Source organism: Streptomyces phaeofaciens (genome assembly GCF_014648915.1).
GTDB classification, from domain to species: domain Bacteria; phylum Actinomycetota; class Actinomycetes; order Streptomycetales; family Streptomycetaceae; genus Streptomyces; species Streptomyces phaeofaciens.
This window is the reverse complement of sequence record NZ_BMSA01000006.1, coordinates 124,015-140,487: the sequence shown is the minus strand read 5'-3', so window position 1 is coordinate 140,487 and position 16,473 is coordinate 124,015. Positions and strand designations below refer to the sequence as shown.

Here is a 16,473-nt window from a genome sequence, read left to right as displayed (position 1 = left end):
GGACACAGCACGGACGACACCCTGTCATGACCTCCAGTCCAGCGGGACCTGCTTCTCGCGGTCCCAGGGGCGCTCCCAGCCCGCGTAGTGCAGCAGGCGGTCGATGATGCCGGCGGTGAAGCCCCAGACCAGGGCCGATTCGACCAGAAATGCCGGTCCTCGGTGGCCGCTGGGGTGGACGGTCGTGGCGCGGTGCTCGGGGTCCGTGAGATCGGCCACGGAGACGGTGAAGACCCGCGCCGTCTCGTTCGGATCGACGACGCCCACCGGGCTCGGCACGCGCCACCAGCCCAGGACCGGGGTGACGACGAAGCCGCTGACCGGGATGTACAGCTTGGGCAGCACGCCGAAGAGCTGGACGCCGGACGGATCCAGGCCCGTCTCCTCCTCGGCCTCGCGCAGTGCGGCCCGCAGCGGGCCGTCGCCGTGCGGATCGCCGTCCTCCGGGTCGAGGGCGCCGCCGGGGAAGGAGGGCTGGCCCGCGTGCGACCGCAGGGAGCCGGCCCGCTCCATGAGCAGCAGCTCGGGGCCGTGCTCGCCCTCGCCGAACAGGACCAGGACGGCCGACTGCCGCCCCGCGCCGTCCTCGGGCGGCAGGAAGCGGCTGAGCTGGAGCGGCTCGACCGTCTCCACGGCGTGCACCACCGGGTCCAGCCAGCCGGGCAGGCCCTTCTTGCTGAGCGTCACCGGACCGCCCTGCGTATCGCTCGCTCGCGTCACCGTCGCATCACCCCCCGTTCCGCCCGGTCCAACGCGTGAGGACCGGTAGATCGTTCCGTCGGACGTCTTCCGGTCGCCGCCTCCCTCATCCGGCCCCCAGCGGCGGGGCCGGCCGGCCGCCCGCGTCGAGGTAGGACTGCGGCGGGTTGAGCCGCTGGCCGGGGAAGCCTCCCTTCTCGTACTTCAGGAGCTTCTTCGCCTTCTCGGGGTCCGTCTCGCCCTCGCCGTACGCGGGGCAGAGCGGGGCGATGGGGCAGGCGCCGCAGGCGGGCTTGCGGGCGTGGCACATCCGGCGGCCGTGGAAGATCACGTGGTGCGAGAGCATCGTCCACTCGCTCTTCGGGAAGAGTGCGCCGACGGCGGCCTCGATCTTGTCCGGCTCGGTCTCCTCGGTCCACTTCCAGCGCCGTACGAGCCGCTGGAAGTGGGTGTCCACGGTGATCCCGGGGCGGCCGAACGCGTTGCCCAGCACCACGAAGGCGGTCTTGCGGCCGACGCCGGGCAGCTTGACCAGGTCCTCCAGCCGGCCGGGGACCTCACCGCCGAACTGCTCCACCAGGGCCTGGGAGAGCCCTATGACCGACCTGGTCTTGGCGCGGAAGAAGCCGGTGGGGCGAAGGATCTCCTCGACCTCCGCCGGGTCGGCGGCGGCCAGGTCCTCGGGGGTGGGGTACTTGGCGAACAGGGCCGGAGTCGTCTGGTTGACCCGGAGGTCGGTGGTCTGGGCGGACAGGACGGTGGCGACCACGAGTTGGAAGGGGTTCTCGAAGTCCAGCTCGGGGTGGGCGTAGGGGTAGACCTCGGCGAGCTCGCGGTTGATCCGGCGGGCCCGGCGGACCAGGGCCGTACGGGACTCGGGCTTCCTGGCGGCGGAGCGGCGGACGGTCGCGGCGGGAGTCGCGGCCGACTTCGCGGCAGGAGTCACGGGGGAAGTCTTCGAGACGGTCTTCGGGAGAGCCTCGGACGGAGTCCCGGAGGCAGTCTTCGAGGGAGCCTTCTTTGTCACCTTTGCCGCTTTCTTGCCGTCACCGGAGGTCTGTTCGCCCTCGGCGGAATCACGACGCGCAACCACCCGCCCAGCCCCCTTGGCCTGTGCTCTCACCGGCGTTTTGGACACCCGGCCAGCCTAAAGCCCGGCACCGACATCCGCCCCGGACCCAGAAGATCAGCCCCCAATTGGACCCCTGCCGCTTACCACGGGACATGTGTACGGCATCCTTGTGACAGATCACACTGTTTGGACCGTCCGGCAAAATGGGGAACACGGTCCCCTGGTACCAAGGGGGAGCAAGATCCCCTGAGCAGGTCGACAAGGAGAGAACTCGTGGACGACGTTCTGCGGCGCAACCCGCTCTTCGCGGCTCTCGACGACGAGCAGGCCGCTGAGCTGCGCGCCTCCATGAGTGAGGTGACCCTCGCCCGTGGCGACTCCCTGTTCCACGAGGGCGACCCGGGCGACCGGCTCTACGTCGTCACCGAGGGCAAGGTGAAACTTCACCGCACGTCCCCGGACGGCCGGGAGAACATGCTGGCGGTGGTCGGCCCCAGCGAGCTCATCGGCGAGCTGTCGCTCTTCGACCCGGGCCCGCGCACGGCGACCGCCACCGCGCTGACCGAGGTCAAGCTGCTCGGCCTCGGCCACGGCGACCTCCAGCCCTGGCTGAACGCCCGGCCCGAGGTGGCCTCCGCCCTGCTGCGCGCCGTCGCCCGGCGCCTGCGCAAGACCAACGACGCCATGTCCGACCTGGTCTTCTCGGACGTCCCCGGCCGCGTGGCACGCGCCCTGCTGGACCTCTCGCGCCGCTTCGGCGTGCAGTCCGAGGAAGGCATCCACGTCGTCCACGACCTGACGCAGGAGGAGCTGGCCCAGCTCGTCGGCGCGTCCCGTGAGACGGTCAACAAGGCACTCGCCGACTTCGCCCAGCGCGGGTGGCTCCGCCTGGAGGCCCGGGCCGTGATCCTGCTGGACGTGGAGCGGCTCGCGAAGCGTTCCCGGTAACCGTCCGCCCGAGGGGCGAGGTCCGTCGGTGCGTCCGTCACCGGGGGCCGCGCCCCGGACCACCGAGCCCCGGACCACCGCTCCGGCCCGAACGGCCTCGCTGTCGGGCGTTGGACGGACGGACCCCGGGCCGGCACAGGTGCCCCATGGCTGAAACGGTTCCCCGCCGAGGCCTCGACGCCCGGGGACACATCGTCCGCGAGGGCTCCCTCGCGCGCGTGCCGGGCGTGTTCCGGCCCGTCGTCGCGGCCGTCCGAGACCGGCTCCCCGACCTCTACGGGACGCGGCTGCACAGCGCGTACCTCTACGGGTCGATCCCGCGCGGCACCGCGCGCGTGGGCCGCAGCGACCTGGACCTCCTGGTCGCCCTCCACGAGGAGCCGACCGAGGCGGACCGCGCCGGGGGCCGTGCCCTGGTCGAGGCGCTCGACCAGGAGTTCCCGCAGATCGACGGCGGCGGCACGCTGCTCCACGGCCGGGAGCGCCTGCTGAGCGACCTGGAGACGTACGACCTCGGGTTCTTCGTCGCCTGCCTGTGCACCCCGCTGCTCGGGGACGACCTCGCCGAGCACCTGCCCCGCTACCGTCCCGACGGGCTGCTCGCGCGCGAGACCAACGGCGACCTCGCCCTGCTGCTGCCCCGCTGGCGCGAACGCGTCGCGGGCACCGCGTACGCCGAGGACCCCGAGCAGGCCCGCAGGCCCGTCGTCCGGTTCATGTCCCGCCACCTCGTACGCACGGCGTTCACGCTGGTCATGCCCCGCTGGAACGGCTGGAGCAGCGATCTGCACGAGATGGCGGAGGCGTTCGCCGGGTACTACCCGCGGCGGGCCCGGCAGCTGCGGTCGGCCGCCGTCCTCGGCTACGAGCCGACCGGCGACCCCGCGGTCCTCGCCTCCTACGTCGACGACCTGGGGCCGTGGCTCGTGGAGGAGTACACGCGCGTGCACGGCGTCAAGGCACCGCGCCCCGAGCAGCTCCCCCGCCGCCCGGGCTCCACCGGGGCCCGACCGGGCCCGCCCTAGATGAGCCCGTGGTCCTGGAGGTACTCCATCTGGGCCCGGACCGACAGCTCCGCCGCCGGCCACAGGGAGCGGTCGACGTCGACGTACACATGGGCGACGACCTCGGCGGGGGTGCGGAAGCCGTTCTCGACGGCCGTCTCGACCTGGGCGAGGCGGTGGGCACGATGGGCGAGATAGAACTCCACGGCGCCCTGGGCGTCCTCCAGGACGGGTCCGTGGCCCGGGAGGACGGTGTGGACGCCGTCGTCGACCGTGAGGGACCTCAGACGCCGCAGGGAGTCCAGATAGTCGCCGAGCCGGCCGTCGGGGTGCGCCACGACCGTCGTGCCGCGGCCGAGGACCGTGTCGCCGGTGAGGACCGCCCGGTCGGCCGGGACGTGGAAGCAGAGCGAGTCGGCGGTGTGGCCGGGGGTCGGCACGACCCGCAGCTCCAGTCCGCCCACGGCGACCACGTCCCCGGCGCCCAGGCCCTCGTCGCCGAGCCGCAGCGCCGGGTCCAGGGCACGCACGCGCGTGCCGGTCAGCTCGGCGAAGCGGACGGCGCCCTCGGCGTGGTCGGGGTGGCCGTGCGTGAGCAGGGTCAGGGCGACGCGCCTGCCCGCCCGCTCGGCGGTGTCCACGACCGCGCGGAGATGGCCCTCGTCCAGCGGGCCCGGGTCGATCACGACCGCCAGCTCGGAGTCGGGCTCGGCGACGATCCAGGTGTTGGTGCCGTCCAGGGTCATCGCGGAGGCGTTGGGCGCGAGGACGTTGACGGCACGCGCGGTGGCCGGTCCGGAGAGGACTCCGCCGCGGGGCCGGCCGGGAAGGGTGCTCGCGTCCGTCATGCGGGGCCTCCACCGGCGGCGGTCGGGATGTGCTTGGTGAACTCGTCGTGGCCCGGCCAGGACAGCACGACCTCGCCGTCGGCCAGCCGAGCCCGGGCGAGGACCGGCGTGAGGTCACGGCCGGGCGCCGCGGCCAGTGCGTCCGCCGCCGAGCCGTACGGCATCAGCTGGCGCAGGGTCGCGATGGTGGGCGGCATCATCGTCAGCTCGCCCTCGTCGTACCGCTCGGCGGCCTCGCCGGGGCGGATCCACACCGTGCGGTCGGCCTCCGTGGAGGCGTTGCGGGTGCGCTGGCCCTCGGGGAGCGCGGCCACGAAGAACCAGGTGTCGTAGCGGCGGGACTCGAACTCCGGGGTGATCCAGCGCGTCCAGGCGCCCAACAGGTCGGAGCGCAGGACCAGGCCGCGGCGGTCGAGGAACTCCGCGAAGGACAGCTCACGGGCGGCCACGGCGGCCCGGTCCGCCTCCCAGTCGTCGCCGGTCGTGTCCCCGACCACGGAATCGGGGGTCGGCCCCGCGAGCAGGACACCGGCCTCCTCGTACGTCTCACGCACGGCCGCGCAGACGATCGCCTGGGCGCCCGCCCCGTCGACGCCGAGCCGCTCGGCCCACCACGCGCGCGTGGGGCCCGCCCAGCGCACCTGGCGCTCGTCGTCGCGCGGGTCGACGCCGCCACCCGGATAGGCGTACGCGCCTCCGGCGAAGGCCATGGAGGCGCGTCTGCGCAGCATGTGCACGACGGGCGTGCCGCCGTCCCTCGGGTCCTTCAGGAGCATGACGGTGGCCGCGCGTTTCGGGGTGACCGGGGTGAGGGTGCCGTCCGCGAGCGCGCGGATGCGTTCCGGCCAGTCCTGCGGAAACCACTGCCCATTCGCCATGGGCGCGAGGCTATCCCCTGGGGAGCGAATGTTCGAGAGGTGCCCGAGGTCAGGGCACCTCCGCGGCGGCTACGGGACCAGTTCGACCTGGATCTCGACCTCCACCGGCGCGTCCAGCGGGAGCACCGCGACGCCCACCGCGCTGCGCGCGTGCACGCCCTTGTCGCCGAGGACCTCGCCGAGCAGCTCGCTCGCGCCGTTGAGGACGGCGGGCTGGCCGGTGAAGTCCGAGGCCGACGCCACGAAGCCGACGACCTTCACCACGCGCGCGATGCGGTCCAGATCACCGGCGACCGACTTCACGGCGGCCAGGGCGTTCAGGGCGCAGGTGCGGGCCAGTTGCTTGGCCTCCTCGGGGGTGACCTCCGCGCCGACCTTGCCGGTGACCGGCAGCTTGCCGTCCACCATGGGCAGCTGGCCGGCCGTGAACACGTACGGCCCCGACTGCACGGCGGGCTGGTAGGCCGCGAGCGGCGGCACCACGGCGGGCAGGGTCAGGCCCAGCTCGGCGAGCCTCGCCTCGACGGCGCTCACGCCTTGGCCCGCTTCAGGTAGGCGACGAGCTGCTCGGGGTTGTTCGGCCCGGGCACGACCTGGACGAGCTCCCAGCCGTCCTCGCCCCAGGTGTCCAGAATCTGCTTCGTGGCGTGGACGAGCAGCGGCACGGTTGCGTATTCCCACTTGGTCATGGGGCCGACTGTATCCGTTGCGAGGCGCTGCTCCGGTCCCGGCCGGGTGGGCCGGTCGGGGCGCCGGTCAGGGCCCGCGACCACTCCGCCCACGCGCACACCGGGGGGCCGGTGGCAGCCTCGCCGCACACCCGCCGCACGGCCCGTGACCGCCCTGCCGCGCCCACGCCCCGAGGCCGGCGATCGCGCTGGTGTCCACAAGCCATGTGGCCGATAAACGACCCCGTTGTCCACAGCCTGCCGATTGCCTCGGGCACGGACTGGTTACGCTCGAAGGCGTGAGCAGGCTCCAGGTCGTCAGCGGCAAGGGCGGGACCGGAAAGACGACGGTCGCCGCGGCCCTCGCGCTGGCCCTCGCCACGGCAGGGAAGCGGACGCTTCTCGTCGAGGTGGAGGGCCGGCAGGGCATCGCGCAGCTCTTCGAGACGGAGGCGTTGCCGTACGAAGAGCGCAAGATCGCCGTCGCGGCGGGCGGCGGGGAGGTGTACGCGCTCGCCATCGACCCCGAACTGGCCCTTCTGGACTACCTCCAGATGTTCTACAAACTGGGGAGCGCCGGGCGGGCCCTGAAGAAGCTCGGCGCCATCGACTTCGCCACCACCGTCGCACCCGGCCTGAGGGACGTCCTCCTCACCGGCAAGGCGTGCGAGGCGGTGCGCAGGAAGGACAGGAGCGGCCGGTTCGTGTACGACTACGTCGTCATGGACGCGCCGCCCACGGGCCGCGTCACCCGCTTCCTGAACGTGAACGACGAGGTGGCCGGGCTCGCCCGGATCGGCCCGATACACAATCAGGCGCAGGCCGTGATGCGGGTGCTGAAGTCCCCCGAGACGGCCGTCCACCTGGTGACGCTGCTCGAGGAGATGCCGGTCCAGGAGACCGCGGACGGCATCGCCGAGCTGCGCGCGGCCAGGCTGCCGGTGGGCCGGGTCATCGTGAACATGGTCCGCCCCGAGGTGTTGGACGCCGACGAGGTGGAACTCGTCCGCAATGTCGGACGTTCCTCTGTCGCGCGGTCGCTGTCCGCCGCGGGGCTCGGCGGGGCGCGGCGCGGCGGGCACGCCGAGCGGCTGGTGGACCCGCTGCTCCGGCAGGCCGAGGAGTACGCCGAGCGGCACGCGCTGGAGCAGGAGCAGCGCGCGGTCCTGGGCGGTCTGGAGCTGCCGCTGCACGAACTGCCGCTGCACGCCGAGGGCATGGACCTCGCGGGCCTGTACGAACTCGCCACCGAACTGCGGAAGCAGGGGATCGCATGAGCCGCGACCAGGCCCAGGGAAAGACAGCGCACCGGCTCTCCCCCGCGCGCGTGCTCGACATCGATCCGCTGCTCGACGACCCGGAGACCCGCATCGTGGTGTGCTGCGGCTCGGGCGGCGTCGGCAAGACGACGACGGCGGCGGCACTGGGCCTCAGGGCGGCCGAGCGGGGCCGCAAGGTCGTCGTCCTGACCATCGACCCGGCCCGCCGGCTCGCCCAGTCCATGGGCATCGACTCGCTGGACAACACCCCGCGCCGGGTGAAGGGCATCGACGACTCCGCGCGCGGCGAGCTGCACGCGATGATGCTCGACATGAAGCGCACCTTCGACGAGATCGTCGAGGCGCACGCGGACCCCGAGCGGGCGTCCGCGATCCTCTCGAACCCCTTCTACCAGTCGCTCTCCGCGGGCTTCGCCGGCACGCAGGAGTACATGGCGATGGAGAAGCTGGGCCAGCTGCGGGCCAGGGACGAGTGGGATCTGATCGTCGTCGACACTCCGCCGTCCCGTTCGGCGCTGGACTTCCTGGACGCGCCGAAGCGGCTCGGCTCGTTCCTGGACGGCAAGCTGATCCGGGTGCTGCTGGCGCCCGCCAAGGTCGGCGGCCGCGCGGGCATGAAGTTCCTGAACGTCGGGATGTCGATGATGACGGGCGCGCTCGGCAAGCTGCTGGGCGGGCAGCTGCTGAAGGACGTCCAGACGTTCGTGGCGGCGATGGACTCGATGTTCGGCGGGTTCCGCACGCGCGCGGACGCCACGTACAAGCTGCTCCAGGCGCCGGGGACGGCGTTCCTGGTGGTGGCGGCCCCTGAGCGGGACGCGCTGCGGGAGGCCGCGTACTTCGTCGAGCGGCTGGCCGCCGAGAACATGCCGCTGGCCGGCCTGGTGCTCAACCGGGTCCATGGCAGCGGCGCGGCCCACCTGTCGGCCGAGCGGGCGCTCGCCGCTGCGGAAAATCTTGAAGAGCCCCGCATTGTGGATCAGGACGGCGGGAAAGCTGGACTTCGTAACTCTCCCGACACGTACGGCAGTTCAGAATCTCCCGCATCCCCGTCCGCACCGCGTACCGCGTCCGATCAAGGGGCCGACTCTCCCGGCTCCCCCGGCACCGATCGGCTCACCGCGGGCCTGTTGAGGCTGCACGCCGAGCGGATGCATCTGCTCTCCCGCGAGCAGCGCACACGCGACCGTTTCGCCTCGCTGCACCCCGAGGTCGCGGTGACCGAAGTGGGCGCGCTGCCCGGCGATGTGCACGACCTCACGGGGCTGCGGGACATCGGCGACCGGCTCGCGGCCAACCGGCCGGAGCTGCCCGAGGTCTCCGACGACTGAACAGGCGCGTGCGCCTGGCGGCACGCCTGGGACACGGCGAGCGCCGGGACACGAGGACGTGCCGACGACACCCCGAGCGACCGGCGGCAGCGAGAGACCCGCGCCGCCGAGCATTGGCCCGACGGGGCCGAAGCTCCGTCGGCGGCCGAGCCGAGGCCCCCTCAGCTCACCGCCGCATCCGCTTCAGCCCACCGCCGCATAGTTCTCGTACACGCTGTCGTCGTCGAGCGACACGATGCCCGCTCCGCGCTCATACTCCGAGCGTGCCGTCTCCAGCAGCCGGCGCCACGAGGTGACGGTCGGCCGCCTGCGCAGAAGAGCGCGGCGTTCGCGCTCCGTCATGCCTCCCCACACGCCGAACTCGACGCGATTGTCGAGCGCGTCGGCCAGGCATTCCGTGCGTACCGGACATCCGGTGCACACCGCCTTGGCCCTGTTCTGCGCTGCTCCCTGAACGAATAGTTCATCCGGATCGGTAGTGCGGCAGGCGGCCTGCGCACTCCAGTCGGTTACCCAGCCCATACCGGCGCCGTCCTCTCCCGAATCGAGGCTCCCCCACGGCGGCAGCGGCATATTCACCGCCGCCAGTTGAGGACGTTACGGAAGGTGGGCACAGCGCAACACCCCCTTCGGGCCCAATCTTGAATGGCCCGAACGGACTATGGGTAAGCGGCAGATCACCCGGGGGAGTGAGCCCGCGACATACGTGACTATCCCCACAAACGGGACAGTTCTGTTGAGTCACAACGGACGCCAAGTGACACACAAGGCGGATTCGGACACGCCCCCACCAAAAAAGTCGGGGAACTTCCGGAACGATTCGGGGTCGCCGGACGTATTGATACGTAGCCCTGCTGCTGTGACAGTTGAGAGCAGCTTAGGCCAAGGCATATACGCGTGTCCGGCGAATGAGAACGTAGGCTGCCCTCATGCCAAAGAAGCGCTCGGGCGGTGGCCTGTCCGCCACGCAGCAGGCCGCCAAGTTCCTCGGTGTCAGCGTGCTCTCCGGAGCCGTCCTGGCGGGCATCGCGCTGCCCGCCTTCGGCGCGCTGGGCCTGGCCGCCAAGGGTTCGGTGGAGTCGTTCGACGAACTTCCGGCCAACCTCAAGACGCCGCCGCTGAGCCAGCGCACCACGATCCTGGACGCCAAGGGCTCCCAGATCGCCACGGTCTACTCGCGTGACCGCACGGTCGTCGACCTCAAGAGCATCTCGCCGTACATGCAGAAGGCGATCGTCGCGATCGAGGACTCGCGCTTCTACGAGCACGGCGCGGTCGACCTCAAGGGTGTCCTGCGCGCGCTCAACAAGAACGTGCAGAGCAGCGGGGTCTCCCAGGGCGCCTCGACGCTCACCCAGCAGTACGTGAAGAACGTCTTCGTGGAGGAGGCCGGCGACGACCCGACGAAGGTCGCGCAGGCCACCCAGCAGACCATCGGCCGCAAGATCCGCGAACTGAAGTACGCGATCCAGGTCGAGGAGGAGCTGGGCAAGAAGAAGATCCTCGAGAACTACCTGAACATCACGTTCTTCGGCGAGCAGGCCTACGGCGTCGAGGCGGCCTCCCAGCGCTACTTCTCCAAGCACGCCAAGAACCTCACCCTGCCCGAGGCCGCCCTGCTGGCCGGCATCGTGCAGTCGCCCAGCCGCTACGACCCGGTCAACGACGAGGCCGAGGCCACCAAGCGCCGCAACACCGTGCTCCAGCGGATGGCCGAGGTCGGCGACATCTCGGCGGCCGAGTCCGCGAAGGCCCAGGAGGCCCCGCTCGGCCTGAAGGTCACCCAGCCGAAGAACGGCTGCATCACGGCCGTCCAGGGCGCCAGCTTCTTCTGCAAGTACGTCGAGCGGGTCTTCCTCAGCGACCCCGTCTTCGGCAAGACGAAGGAGGAGCGGGCCAAGGTCTGGAACCAGGGCGGTCTGACCATCCGCACGACGCTCGACCCGCAGTCCCAGGAATCCGTCCAGGATTCGCTCAAGGACCACGTCTACAAGTCGGACAAGGTCGCCGCCGCCGCCACGCTCGTCGAGCCCGGCACCGGCAAGATCCTCGGCATGGGCCAGTCGAAGCCGTACGGCTACGGCAAGAACGAGACCGAGTACAACTACTCGGTCAACGCGGCCATGGGCGGCTCGAACTACGGCTTCCCGACCGGCTCGACCTTCAAGCCGTTCGTCGCCGCGGCCGCGCTGGAGGAGGGCCGCCCGGCCAACCAGACCTACTCCGCGCCGTACGAGATGCCGTACCCGGCCACCGTCCAGACGTGCAGCGGCAAGCCCTGGGTGAACGACGGCGACTACAAGCTGGAGAACGAGAGCGAGTCGGAGCACGGGCCCTACGCACTGCGGAAGGCCATGGAGATGTCGGTCAACACCTACTTCGTGCAGATGCTGTCCGACATCGGCATGTGCCCCGTGGTGAAGATGACCGACGCCCTCGGCGTGGTCCAGGGCAACGGCGCCAAGGTCCCCGAGGTCCCGTCGTCCATGACCCTCGGCTCGACGGGTCTCTCCCCGCTCACCATGGCCAGCGCCTACGCCGCCTTCGCCAGCCGGGGCATGTACTGCACCCCGATCGCCATCGAGTCGATCACGCAGACCGTCGGCGGCACGAAGAAGTCGCTGGAGGTCCCGAAGTCGACCTGCTCGCGTGCGATGAGCGAGAAGACCGCGGACACCGTCAACACCCTGCTCAGCGGTGTGGTCGACTCCGGTACGGGCCAGCAGGCCGGGCTGTCGGGCCGCGCGAACGCCGGTAAGACGGGTACGACGGACGAGCGCAAGAACGCCTGGTTCGTCGGCTACACCCCGAACCTCTCGGGCGCCGTCTGGGTCGGCAGCGCCACCCAGAAGGTGAAGATGACCAACATCTCCATCGGCGGCGTCTACCACGGCCAGGTCTACGGCGGTGACACCCCGGGCCCGATCTGGCGCGACGCGATGACCGGCGCGCTCTCGGGCAAGGAGGCCCCGGAGTTCAACCTCGTCACCATCCCGGGCAACGAACGGGACCACGACGACGAGGACGAGGACGACCGCGGCGACAACAACGACAACAACGACGGTGACAACGGCGACGGCTTCATCGGCGGCCTGCTCACCAACGGCACGACCACCGGCACGACCAGCGGCTCCACGGGCGGCGACACCCCGACCCCCGGCTTCTCCTTCCCGGACGGCCTGTTCCAGGGCCAGAGCAACGGGAACGGCAACGGGGGGCGCCGCGGCTGAGCGCTCGCCCCTCGGCCCCTGGCTCCTCCGACCGGCCACCGGTCACGGACCGACGAAACGGCCCCTGCCTCCCGTACCGGGAGGCAGGGGCCGTTTCCGGTCAGCCCGTACGAGTCAGCCCGCGAGGAGCTTCTTCACCACGGCGGCGACGCGGCCGCCCTCGGCCAGGCCGGCCACCTTCGGGTTCACGATCTTCATGACGGCACCCATGGCCCGCGGACCCTCGGCGCCGGCCGCCTTCGCCTCCTCGACGGCCTGGGCGACGATGTCGTTCAGCTCCTCTTCGCTGAGCTGCTTGGGGAGGTACGTGGCGAGGATCTCGCCCTCCGCCTTCTCCCGCTCGGCCGACTCGGCGCGACCACCCTGCGTGAAGGCGTCCGCGGCCTCGCGGCGCTTCTTCGCCTCCTTGGTGATCACCTTGAGGACCTCGTCGTCGGAGAGCTCGCGCTTCTCCTTGCCCGCGACCTCCTCCTTCTGGATCGCGGCGAGCGTCAGCCGGAGCGTGGAGGAGCGCAGCTCGTCGCGCGCCTTGATCGCGGCGTTGAGGTCTTCGTGGAGCTTCGACTTGAGCGTGGTCATGGGTTTGATTGTCGCAGGTGTGGGCGGCCCGACGCCCGTTCATTTAGGGGGCGGTGAGGAAAGGGGCCCCGCCGGCGTCTGACACGATGGGAGTATGCGCGCGCGATACGGAGTACCCCTGTCCATCGCGGCGGCTGGCGCCGCCGGTCTGGCCTACGCGGCGGGTTTCGAAGCCCGCTCCTTCCGCCTCCGACGGGTGACGGTCCCCGTACTCCCCACCGGAATGCGCCCCCTGCGCGTGTTGCAGGTCTCCGACATCCACATGGTCGGCGGTCAGCGCAAGAAGCAGCGGTGGCTGCGCTCCCTGGCCGGGCTGCGCCCCGACTTCGTGATCAACACGGGCGACAACCTCTCCGACCCGGAGGGCATCCCCGAGACCCTGGACGCGCTCGGCCCGCTGATGGAGTTCCCGGGGGCGTACGTCTTCGGCTCGAACGACTACTACGGCCCGAAGCTGCGCAACCCCGCCCGCTACCTGATGGAGAAGGTCCAGGGCCGCCACGGCCTGAACGGCAACCCGCCCGCGGTCGACGTCGTCCACATCCGGTGGGAGGACCTGCGGGACGGCTTCGACGCGGCCGGCTGGCTGAACCTCACGAACACCCGCGGCGTGCTGAAGGTGGACGGGGTGTCGATCGAGCTGACCGGGCTGGACGACCCGCACATCAAGCGGGACCGGTACGCGCGCGTGGCGGGCGGCCCGTCGGTCTCCGCGGACTTCTCGATGGGCGTGGTGCACGCCCCGTACCTGCGCGTCCTCGACGCGTTCGCGGCCGACGACTACCCCCTGATCCTGGCCGGCCACACCCACGGCGGCCAGATCTGCGTCCCCTTCTACGGCGCCCTGGTCACCAACTGTGACCTCGACGCGGACCGCGTGAAGGGCCTGTCGACCCACACGGCGGAGGGCCGTACGGCGTACCTGCACGTGTCGGCGGGGTGCGGCTCGAACCGGTACACGCCGGTGAGGTTCGCCTGTCCGCCGGAGGTCACGCTGCTGACGCTGGTGGAGCGCACGTAGGGACGCCCCTCCCCCGCACGGCCCACCCGAATCGCCCGGTTTGCCCCTCTTCCCTAGCGTGAGGGGCATGACCGCGCCGATACCCAGGGACATCCCGGATCTGCCCGCGATACCGCGGACCCACCGGCTGCTGCCCTCCTTCGTCCCCGCCGCGGCGGTGGTACCTCCCGTACGCCGCCCCGTGGCCGCCATCCTCCGCGTACTCCTCGCCGGCACGGCGGCCGCGGGCGTGGCGTTCGAACTGCGCCTCGGCGGCGCACCACGGGTACTGAGCCACTTCGCGATCCAGGCCAACCTCCTGCTGGCCGGCGTCATGCTCCTGTCGGCCCGCCGCGCATGGACCGCCCGCAGGCCCCTCCCGGCGGCCCTCACCGGCGCCGCGCTGCTCTACATCACGATCGCCGGCCTGGTGTACCACCTGCTCCTGACAGGCACGGCGACCCCGTTCTCCCTGACCGGCGCGGACACGGCGACGGCGGCCTCCTCCGACTGGCAGGGCATCGCCAACCACCTCATCCACACCGTGACACCGACGGCCGCGGTACTGGAGTGGCTGCTGCTGACCTCCCCCGGCCGGCTGCGGCTGCGCCGGGCGGCGACCTGGATGGCATACCCCCTGGCCTACCTGGCCTTCCTCCTCGCCCGGGCCGAGCTGATCCTGCCGGGCACGCCCGGCCGCCACCTCTACCCGTTCCTCGACGCCGAGACCCACGGCTACCAGCACACCCTGGCCAACGCCCTCCTCCTCGGCCTCGCCTGTTACGCCCTCGCCGTCCTCCTCGTGGCCCTCGACCACGCCCGCCCCAACCCCATCCGCCACCGCGCCAAAACCGGATTTCGTCTCCAGCCACCAGTGGGCTAAAGTAAACGACGTCGCCGCGACAAGCAGGAACAGCAGCGACATCGGGGTGTAGCGCAGCTTGGCAGCGCGCTTCGTTCGGGACGAAGAGGTCGTGGGTTCAAATCCCGCCACCCCGACAGCTAAGTAGCAGATCAGAGGGCCCTTACCGAGTCGGTAAGGGCCCTCTGGCGTTGCTGCGTGTCTCGCTGCGTGGCTGTCGCCCCGGTGGCGTCCGAGCTGGCCCGGATGGTGACCGATGGGGGCAGGAGCTGGTCATAGTCGTGCGGCCGTGCGGATCAGGCCTGCCAGGGCCAGGGAGCGGCTGTGGGCGGGCCAGGCGATGTGGGTCACGACGGGTGGCGCGTCGGTCAAGGGGACGGCCGTGTGTTCGGCCCACAGCCAGGAGCGGGCGGAGTCGGGGACGACCGCCACGGTGCGTCCGAGGGCGATCAGCTGGGCCAGTTGCGTCTGGTTGTGGATCTCGGGGCCCGGGCCGGGTGCGTAGGTGCCGTGGGTGGGCCAGCGGGCGAGCGGCAGGTCGGGGATGTCCCTGACCTCGGCCAGGGACAAGGTGTCGCGGGCGGCGAGGGGGTGCCCGGCAGGGAGGACGGCAACCTGCCCCTCGGTCGTCAGTGCCTCGCTGTCGAACCCGGCGAGGGAGTTCCACGGCGTGTACATGAGCGCGACATCGGCGCGTCCGTCGCGCAGCTGCTCCTCCTGCTCGCAGATGCCGCCCGGCAGCACCTCGATCTCGGCGCTGTCGGGCTCGGCCGCGTAGGCGTCGAGAAGTTTCCGCAGCAGTTCGTGGGACGCGGCGGCCTTCACCGCGAGGACCAGCCGACCGCGGGGGCCGGCAGGGCTGTCGACGCCGCCGGCACGGCGGGTGCGGCGAGCGGCGGCAGCGGTCGCGTCGAGGGCCGCCCGGCCCTCGTGCAACAGCACCTCTCCGGCGCCGGTCAGCCGGACGCCACGGCGGTTGCGCTCCAGCAGGCAGACCCCGAGGCGCCGTTCGAGCTGCTGGATCGCCCGCGACAGCGGCGGCTGGGCCATGCCGAGGCGTTCGGCGGCGCGCCCGAAGTGCAGTTCCTCGGCGACCGCCACGAAGTACCTCAACTCGCGGTTCTCCAGGGTGTCCACGGCCGCAGCCTACGCGGTGATACCTGGCAGGTATGACAGGGCACCGTATCGGTGTTGGCCGCGCCGCTCGTCCGCGAGCCAGCATCATCAGCATGAGCGAAACGATGATCGCGCTGGTGACCGGCGCGAACAAGGGCATCGGGTACGAGATCGCGGCCGGGCTGGGCAGCCTCGGGTACCGCGTGGGCGTGGGAGCCCGCGACGCCGCCCGACGCGAAACCGCCGTCGAGAAGCTGCGTGCCGCCGGCGTGGACGCGTTCGGGGTACCGCTGGACGTGACCGACGACCAGAGCGTCACCGATGCCGCGGAACTGATCGAACGGCTGGCCGGGCGCCTGGACGCCCTGGTCAACAATGCCGGTGTCTCGGGCGAGATGGGCCCGGGGTGGGTGCAGGACCCGACCGCGCTCGACCTGGAGGTGCTCCGCTCGGTCCTGGACACCAACGTCATGGGTGTCGTCCGGACGACCAACGCGATGCTGCCACTGCTGCGGCGCGCGGCCTCGCCACGCATCGTCAACGTCTCCAGCAGCGTCGGCTCCCTGGCCCGGCAGACGGACCCGGACATCGAGATGCCGATCATGGCGGCCTACGCGCCGTCGAAGTCGTTCCTCAACGCCCTCACCGTGCAGTACGCCCGGCAGTTCGCCGGTACGAACATCCTGATCAACGCCGCCTGCCCGGGCCTGGTCGCGACCGACTTCACCGGCTTCCAAGGGCCCCGCACTCCTGAACAGGGCGCGGCCACAGCGATCCGGCTCGCCACCCTGCCCGACGGCGGCCCGACCGGTTCGTTCTTCGAGGACGACGGCGTCGTCCCCTGGTGATCACGGCCCCGCCGGCAGCCCGGATCGGCTCGGGGCGCCCGGCCCGTGCCGCGCGCTCGCCGCCCCGGCCGGGAAAATCGCTGTCCGATTGTCGGAACACGGTGATAGAG

At 71.4% G+C, this 16,473-nt stretch carries 17 protein-coding genes and 1 tRNA gene; 9 read left to right on the top strand and 9 right to left on the bottom strand.

Translation table 11 applies throughout. The features are described from left to right. Nucleotides 1-24: 24 nt before the first annotated feature. Nucleotides 25-720, bottom strand: coding sequence for an NUDIX hydrolase (locus IE275_RS13760; protein ID WP_189711373.1), 696 nt, complete (start codon nucleotides 718-720; stop codon nucleotides 25-27). An 85-nt stretch (nucleotides 721-805) separates the two neighbouring features. Continuing rightward, nucleotides 806-1,792 carry an endonuclease III gene (nth, locus tag IE275_RS13755; RefSeq protein WP_189711371.1) on the bottom strand — a complete coding sequence of 329 codons (987 nt, stop codon included), beginning with the start codon at nucleotides 1,790-1,792 and terminating at the stop codon, nucleotides 806-808. Between the two features lie 252 nt (nucleotides 1,793-2,044). Here nth and IE275_RS13750 point away from each other — a divergent pair, with 252 nt between their 5' ends. Both IE275_RS13750 and IE275_RS13745 read left to right on the top strand, forming a co-directional pair. Beyond that, complete coding sequence (locus IE275_RS13750; protein ID WP_133928442.1) at nucleotides 2,045-2,719, top strand: Crp/Fnr family transcriptional regulator; 675 nt, start codon at nucleotides 2,045-2,047, stop codon at nucleotides 2,717-2,719. A 146-nt stretch (nucleotides 2,720-2,865) separates the two neighbouring features. After that, a complete protein-coding gene (locus IE275_RS13745) occupies nucleotides 2,866-3,744 on the top strand; it encodes a nucleotidyltransferase domain-containing protein (RefSeq protein WP_189711369.1) in 879 nt (292 codons plus the stop codon). Here the strand turns inward: IE275_RS13745 and IE275_RS13740 are convergent. From IE275_RS13740 to sp36, 4 genes are all read right to left on the bottom strand, one after another. Next, entirely contained in the window at nucleotides 3,741-4,571 is an 831-nt protein-coding gene (locus IE275_RS13740) for an MBL fold metallo-hydrolase (protein ID WP_189711367.1), read from the bottom strand. The two genes, IE275_RS13745 and IE275_RS13740, sit on opposite strands and share 4 nt — an antisense overlap. Continuing rightward, a complete protein-coding gene (locus tag IE275_RS13735) occupies nucleotides 4,568-5,449 on the bottom strand; it encodes an NUDIX hydrolase (RefSeq protein ID WP_189711365.1) in 882 nt (293 codons plus the stop codon). The genes IE275_RS13740 and IE275_RS13735 overlap by 4 nt, the downstream gene beginning before the upstream one ends. 69 nt (nucleotides 5,450-5,518) lie before the next feature. Further along, entirely contained in the window at nucleotides 5,519-5,983 is a 465-nt protein-coding gene (locus tag IE275_RS13730) for a RidA family protein (protein WP_189711363.1), read from the bottom strand. Then, on the bottom strand, nucleotides 5,980-6,138 hold the full coding sequence (gene sp36 / locus IE275_RS13725; protein WP_020129281.1) for a Sp36 family protein: 159 nt from the start codon (nucleotides 6,136-6,138) through the stop codon (nucleotides 5,980-5,982). Before sp36 ends, IE275_RS13730 begins: the two co-directional genes overlap by 4 nt. A gap of 278 nt (nucleotides 6,139-6,416) precedes the next feature. Between sp36 and bagA the strand changes: the two genes are divergently transcribed. Both bagA and bagB read left to right on the top strand, forming a co-directional pair. Continuing rightward, on the top strand, nucleotides 6,417-7,394 hold the full coding sequence (gene bagA / locus IE275_RS13720) for an ATPase BagA (protein WP_189711361.1): 978 nt from the start codon (nucleotides 6,417-6,419) through the stop codon (nucleotides 7,392-7,394). Continuing rightward, the gene (gene bagB / locus IE275_RS13715; RefSeq protein WP_189711359.1) at nucleotides 7,391-8,728 is read left to right on the top strand and encodes an ATPase BagB; all 1,338 of its coding nucleotides are present in this window, start codon (nucleotides 7,391-7,393) and stop codon (nucleotides 8,726-8,728) included. Before bagA ends, bagB begins: the two co-directional genes overlap by 4 nt. A 183-nt stretch (nucleotides 8,729-8,911) precedes the next feature. On the opposite strand, the gene wblA is transcribed toward bagB, so the two are convergent. After that, entirely contained in the window at nucleotides 8,912-9,250 is a 339-nt protein-coding gene (gene wblA, locus IE275_RS13710) for a transcriptional regulator WblA (RefSeq protein WP_189711589.1), read from the bottom strand. A gap of 407 nt (nucleotides 9,251-9,657) precedes the next feature. Here wblA and IE275_RS13705 point away from each other — a divergent pair, with 407 nt between their 5' ends. Beyond that, nucleotides 9,658-11,958 carry a transglycosylase domain-containing protein gene (locus IE275_RS13705; RefSeq protein WP_189711357.1) on the top strand — a complete coding sequence of 767 codons (2,301 nt, stop codon included), beginning with the start codon at nucleotides 9,658-9,660 and terminating at the stop codon, nucleotides 11,956-11,958. Between the two features lie 114 nt (nucleotides 11,959-12,072). Here IE275_RS13705 and IE275_RS13700 read toward each other — a convergent pair whose 3' ends face one another. Beyond that, nucleotides 12,073-12,537 (bottom strand): GatB/YqeY domain-containing protein, encoded by a 465-nt coding sequence (locus IE275_RS13700; protein ID WP_189711355.1) that lies wholly within the window; start codon nucleotides 12,535-12,537, stop codon nucleotides 12,073-12,075. Nucleotides 12,538-12,631: 94 nt separating this feature from the next. Here IE275_RS13700 and IE275_RS13695 point away from each other — a divergent pair, with 94 nt between their 5' ends. The 3 genes from IE275_RS13695 (at nucleotide 12,632) to IE275_RS13685 (ending at nucleotide 14,536) form a co-directional block, all read left to right on the top strand. After that, entirely contained in the window at nucleotides 12,632-13,558 is a 927-nt protein-coding gene (locus IE275_RS13695) for a metallophosphoesterase (protein WP_189711353.1), read from the top strand. Between the two features lie 67 nt (nucleotides 13,559-13,625). Further along, nucleotides 13,626-14,420 carry a Pr6Pr family membrane protein gene (locus IE275_RS13690; RefSeq protein WP_189711351.1) on the top strand — a complete coding sequence of 265 codons (795 nt, stop codon included), beginning with the start codon at nucleotides 13,626-13,628 and terminating at the stop codon, nucleotides 14,418-14,420. Nucleotides 14,421-14,462: 42 nt separating this feature from the next. Further along, nucleotides 14,463-14,536 (top strand) — tRNA-Pro (locus IE275_RS13685). Between the two features lie 136 nt (nucleotides 14,537-14,672). Here IE275_RS13685 and IE275_RS13680 read toward each other — a convergent pair. Then, nucleotides 14,673-15,536, bottom strand: a complete 864-nt coding sequence (locus IE275_RS13680; RefSeq protein WP_189711349.1) for a LysR family transcriptional regulator — start codon at nucleotides 15,534-15,536, stop codon at nucleotides 14,673-14,675. A gap of 92 nt (nucleotides 15,537-15,628) precedes the next feature. Here IE275_RS13680 and IE275_RS13675 point away from each other — a divergent pair, with 92 nt between their 5' ends. Further along, nucleotides 15,629-16,363: an SDR family oxidoreductase gene (locus IE275_RS13675; RefSeq protein ID WP_189711347.1), complete on the top strand. Its 735-nt coding sequence runs from the start codon at nucleotides 15,629-15,631 to the stop codon at nucleotides 16,361-16,363. The last annotated feature ends 110 nt before the right edge of the window (nucleotides 16,364-16,473 follow it).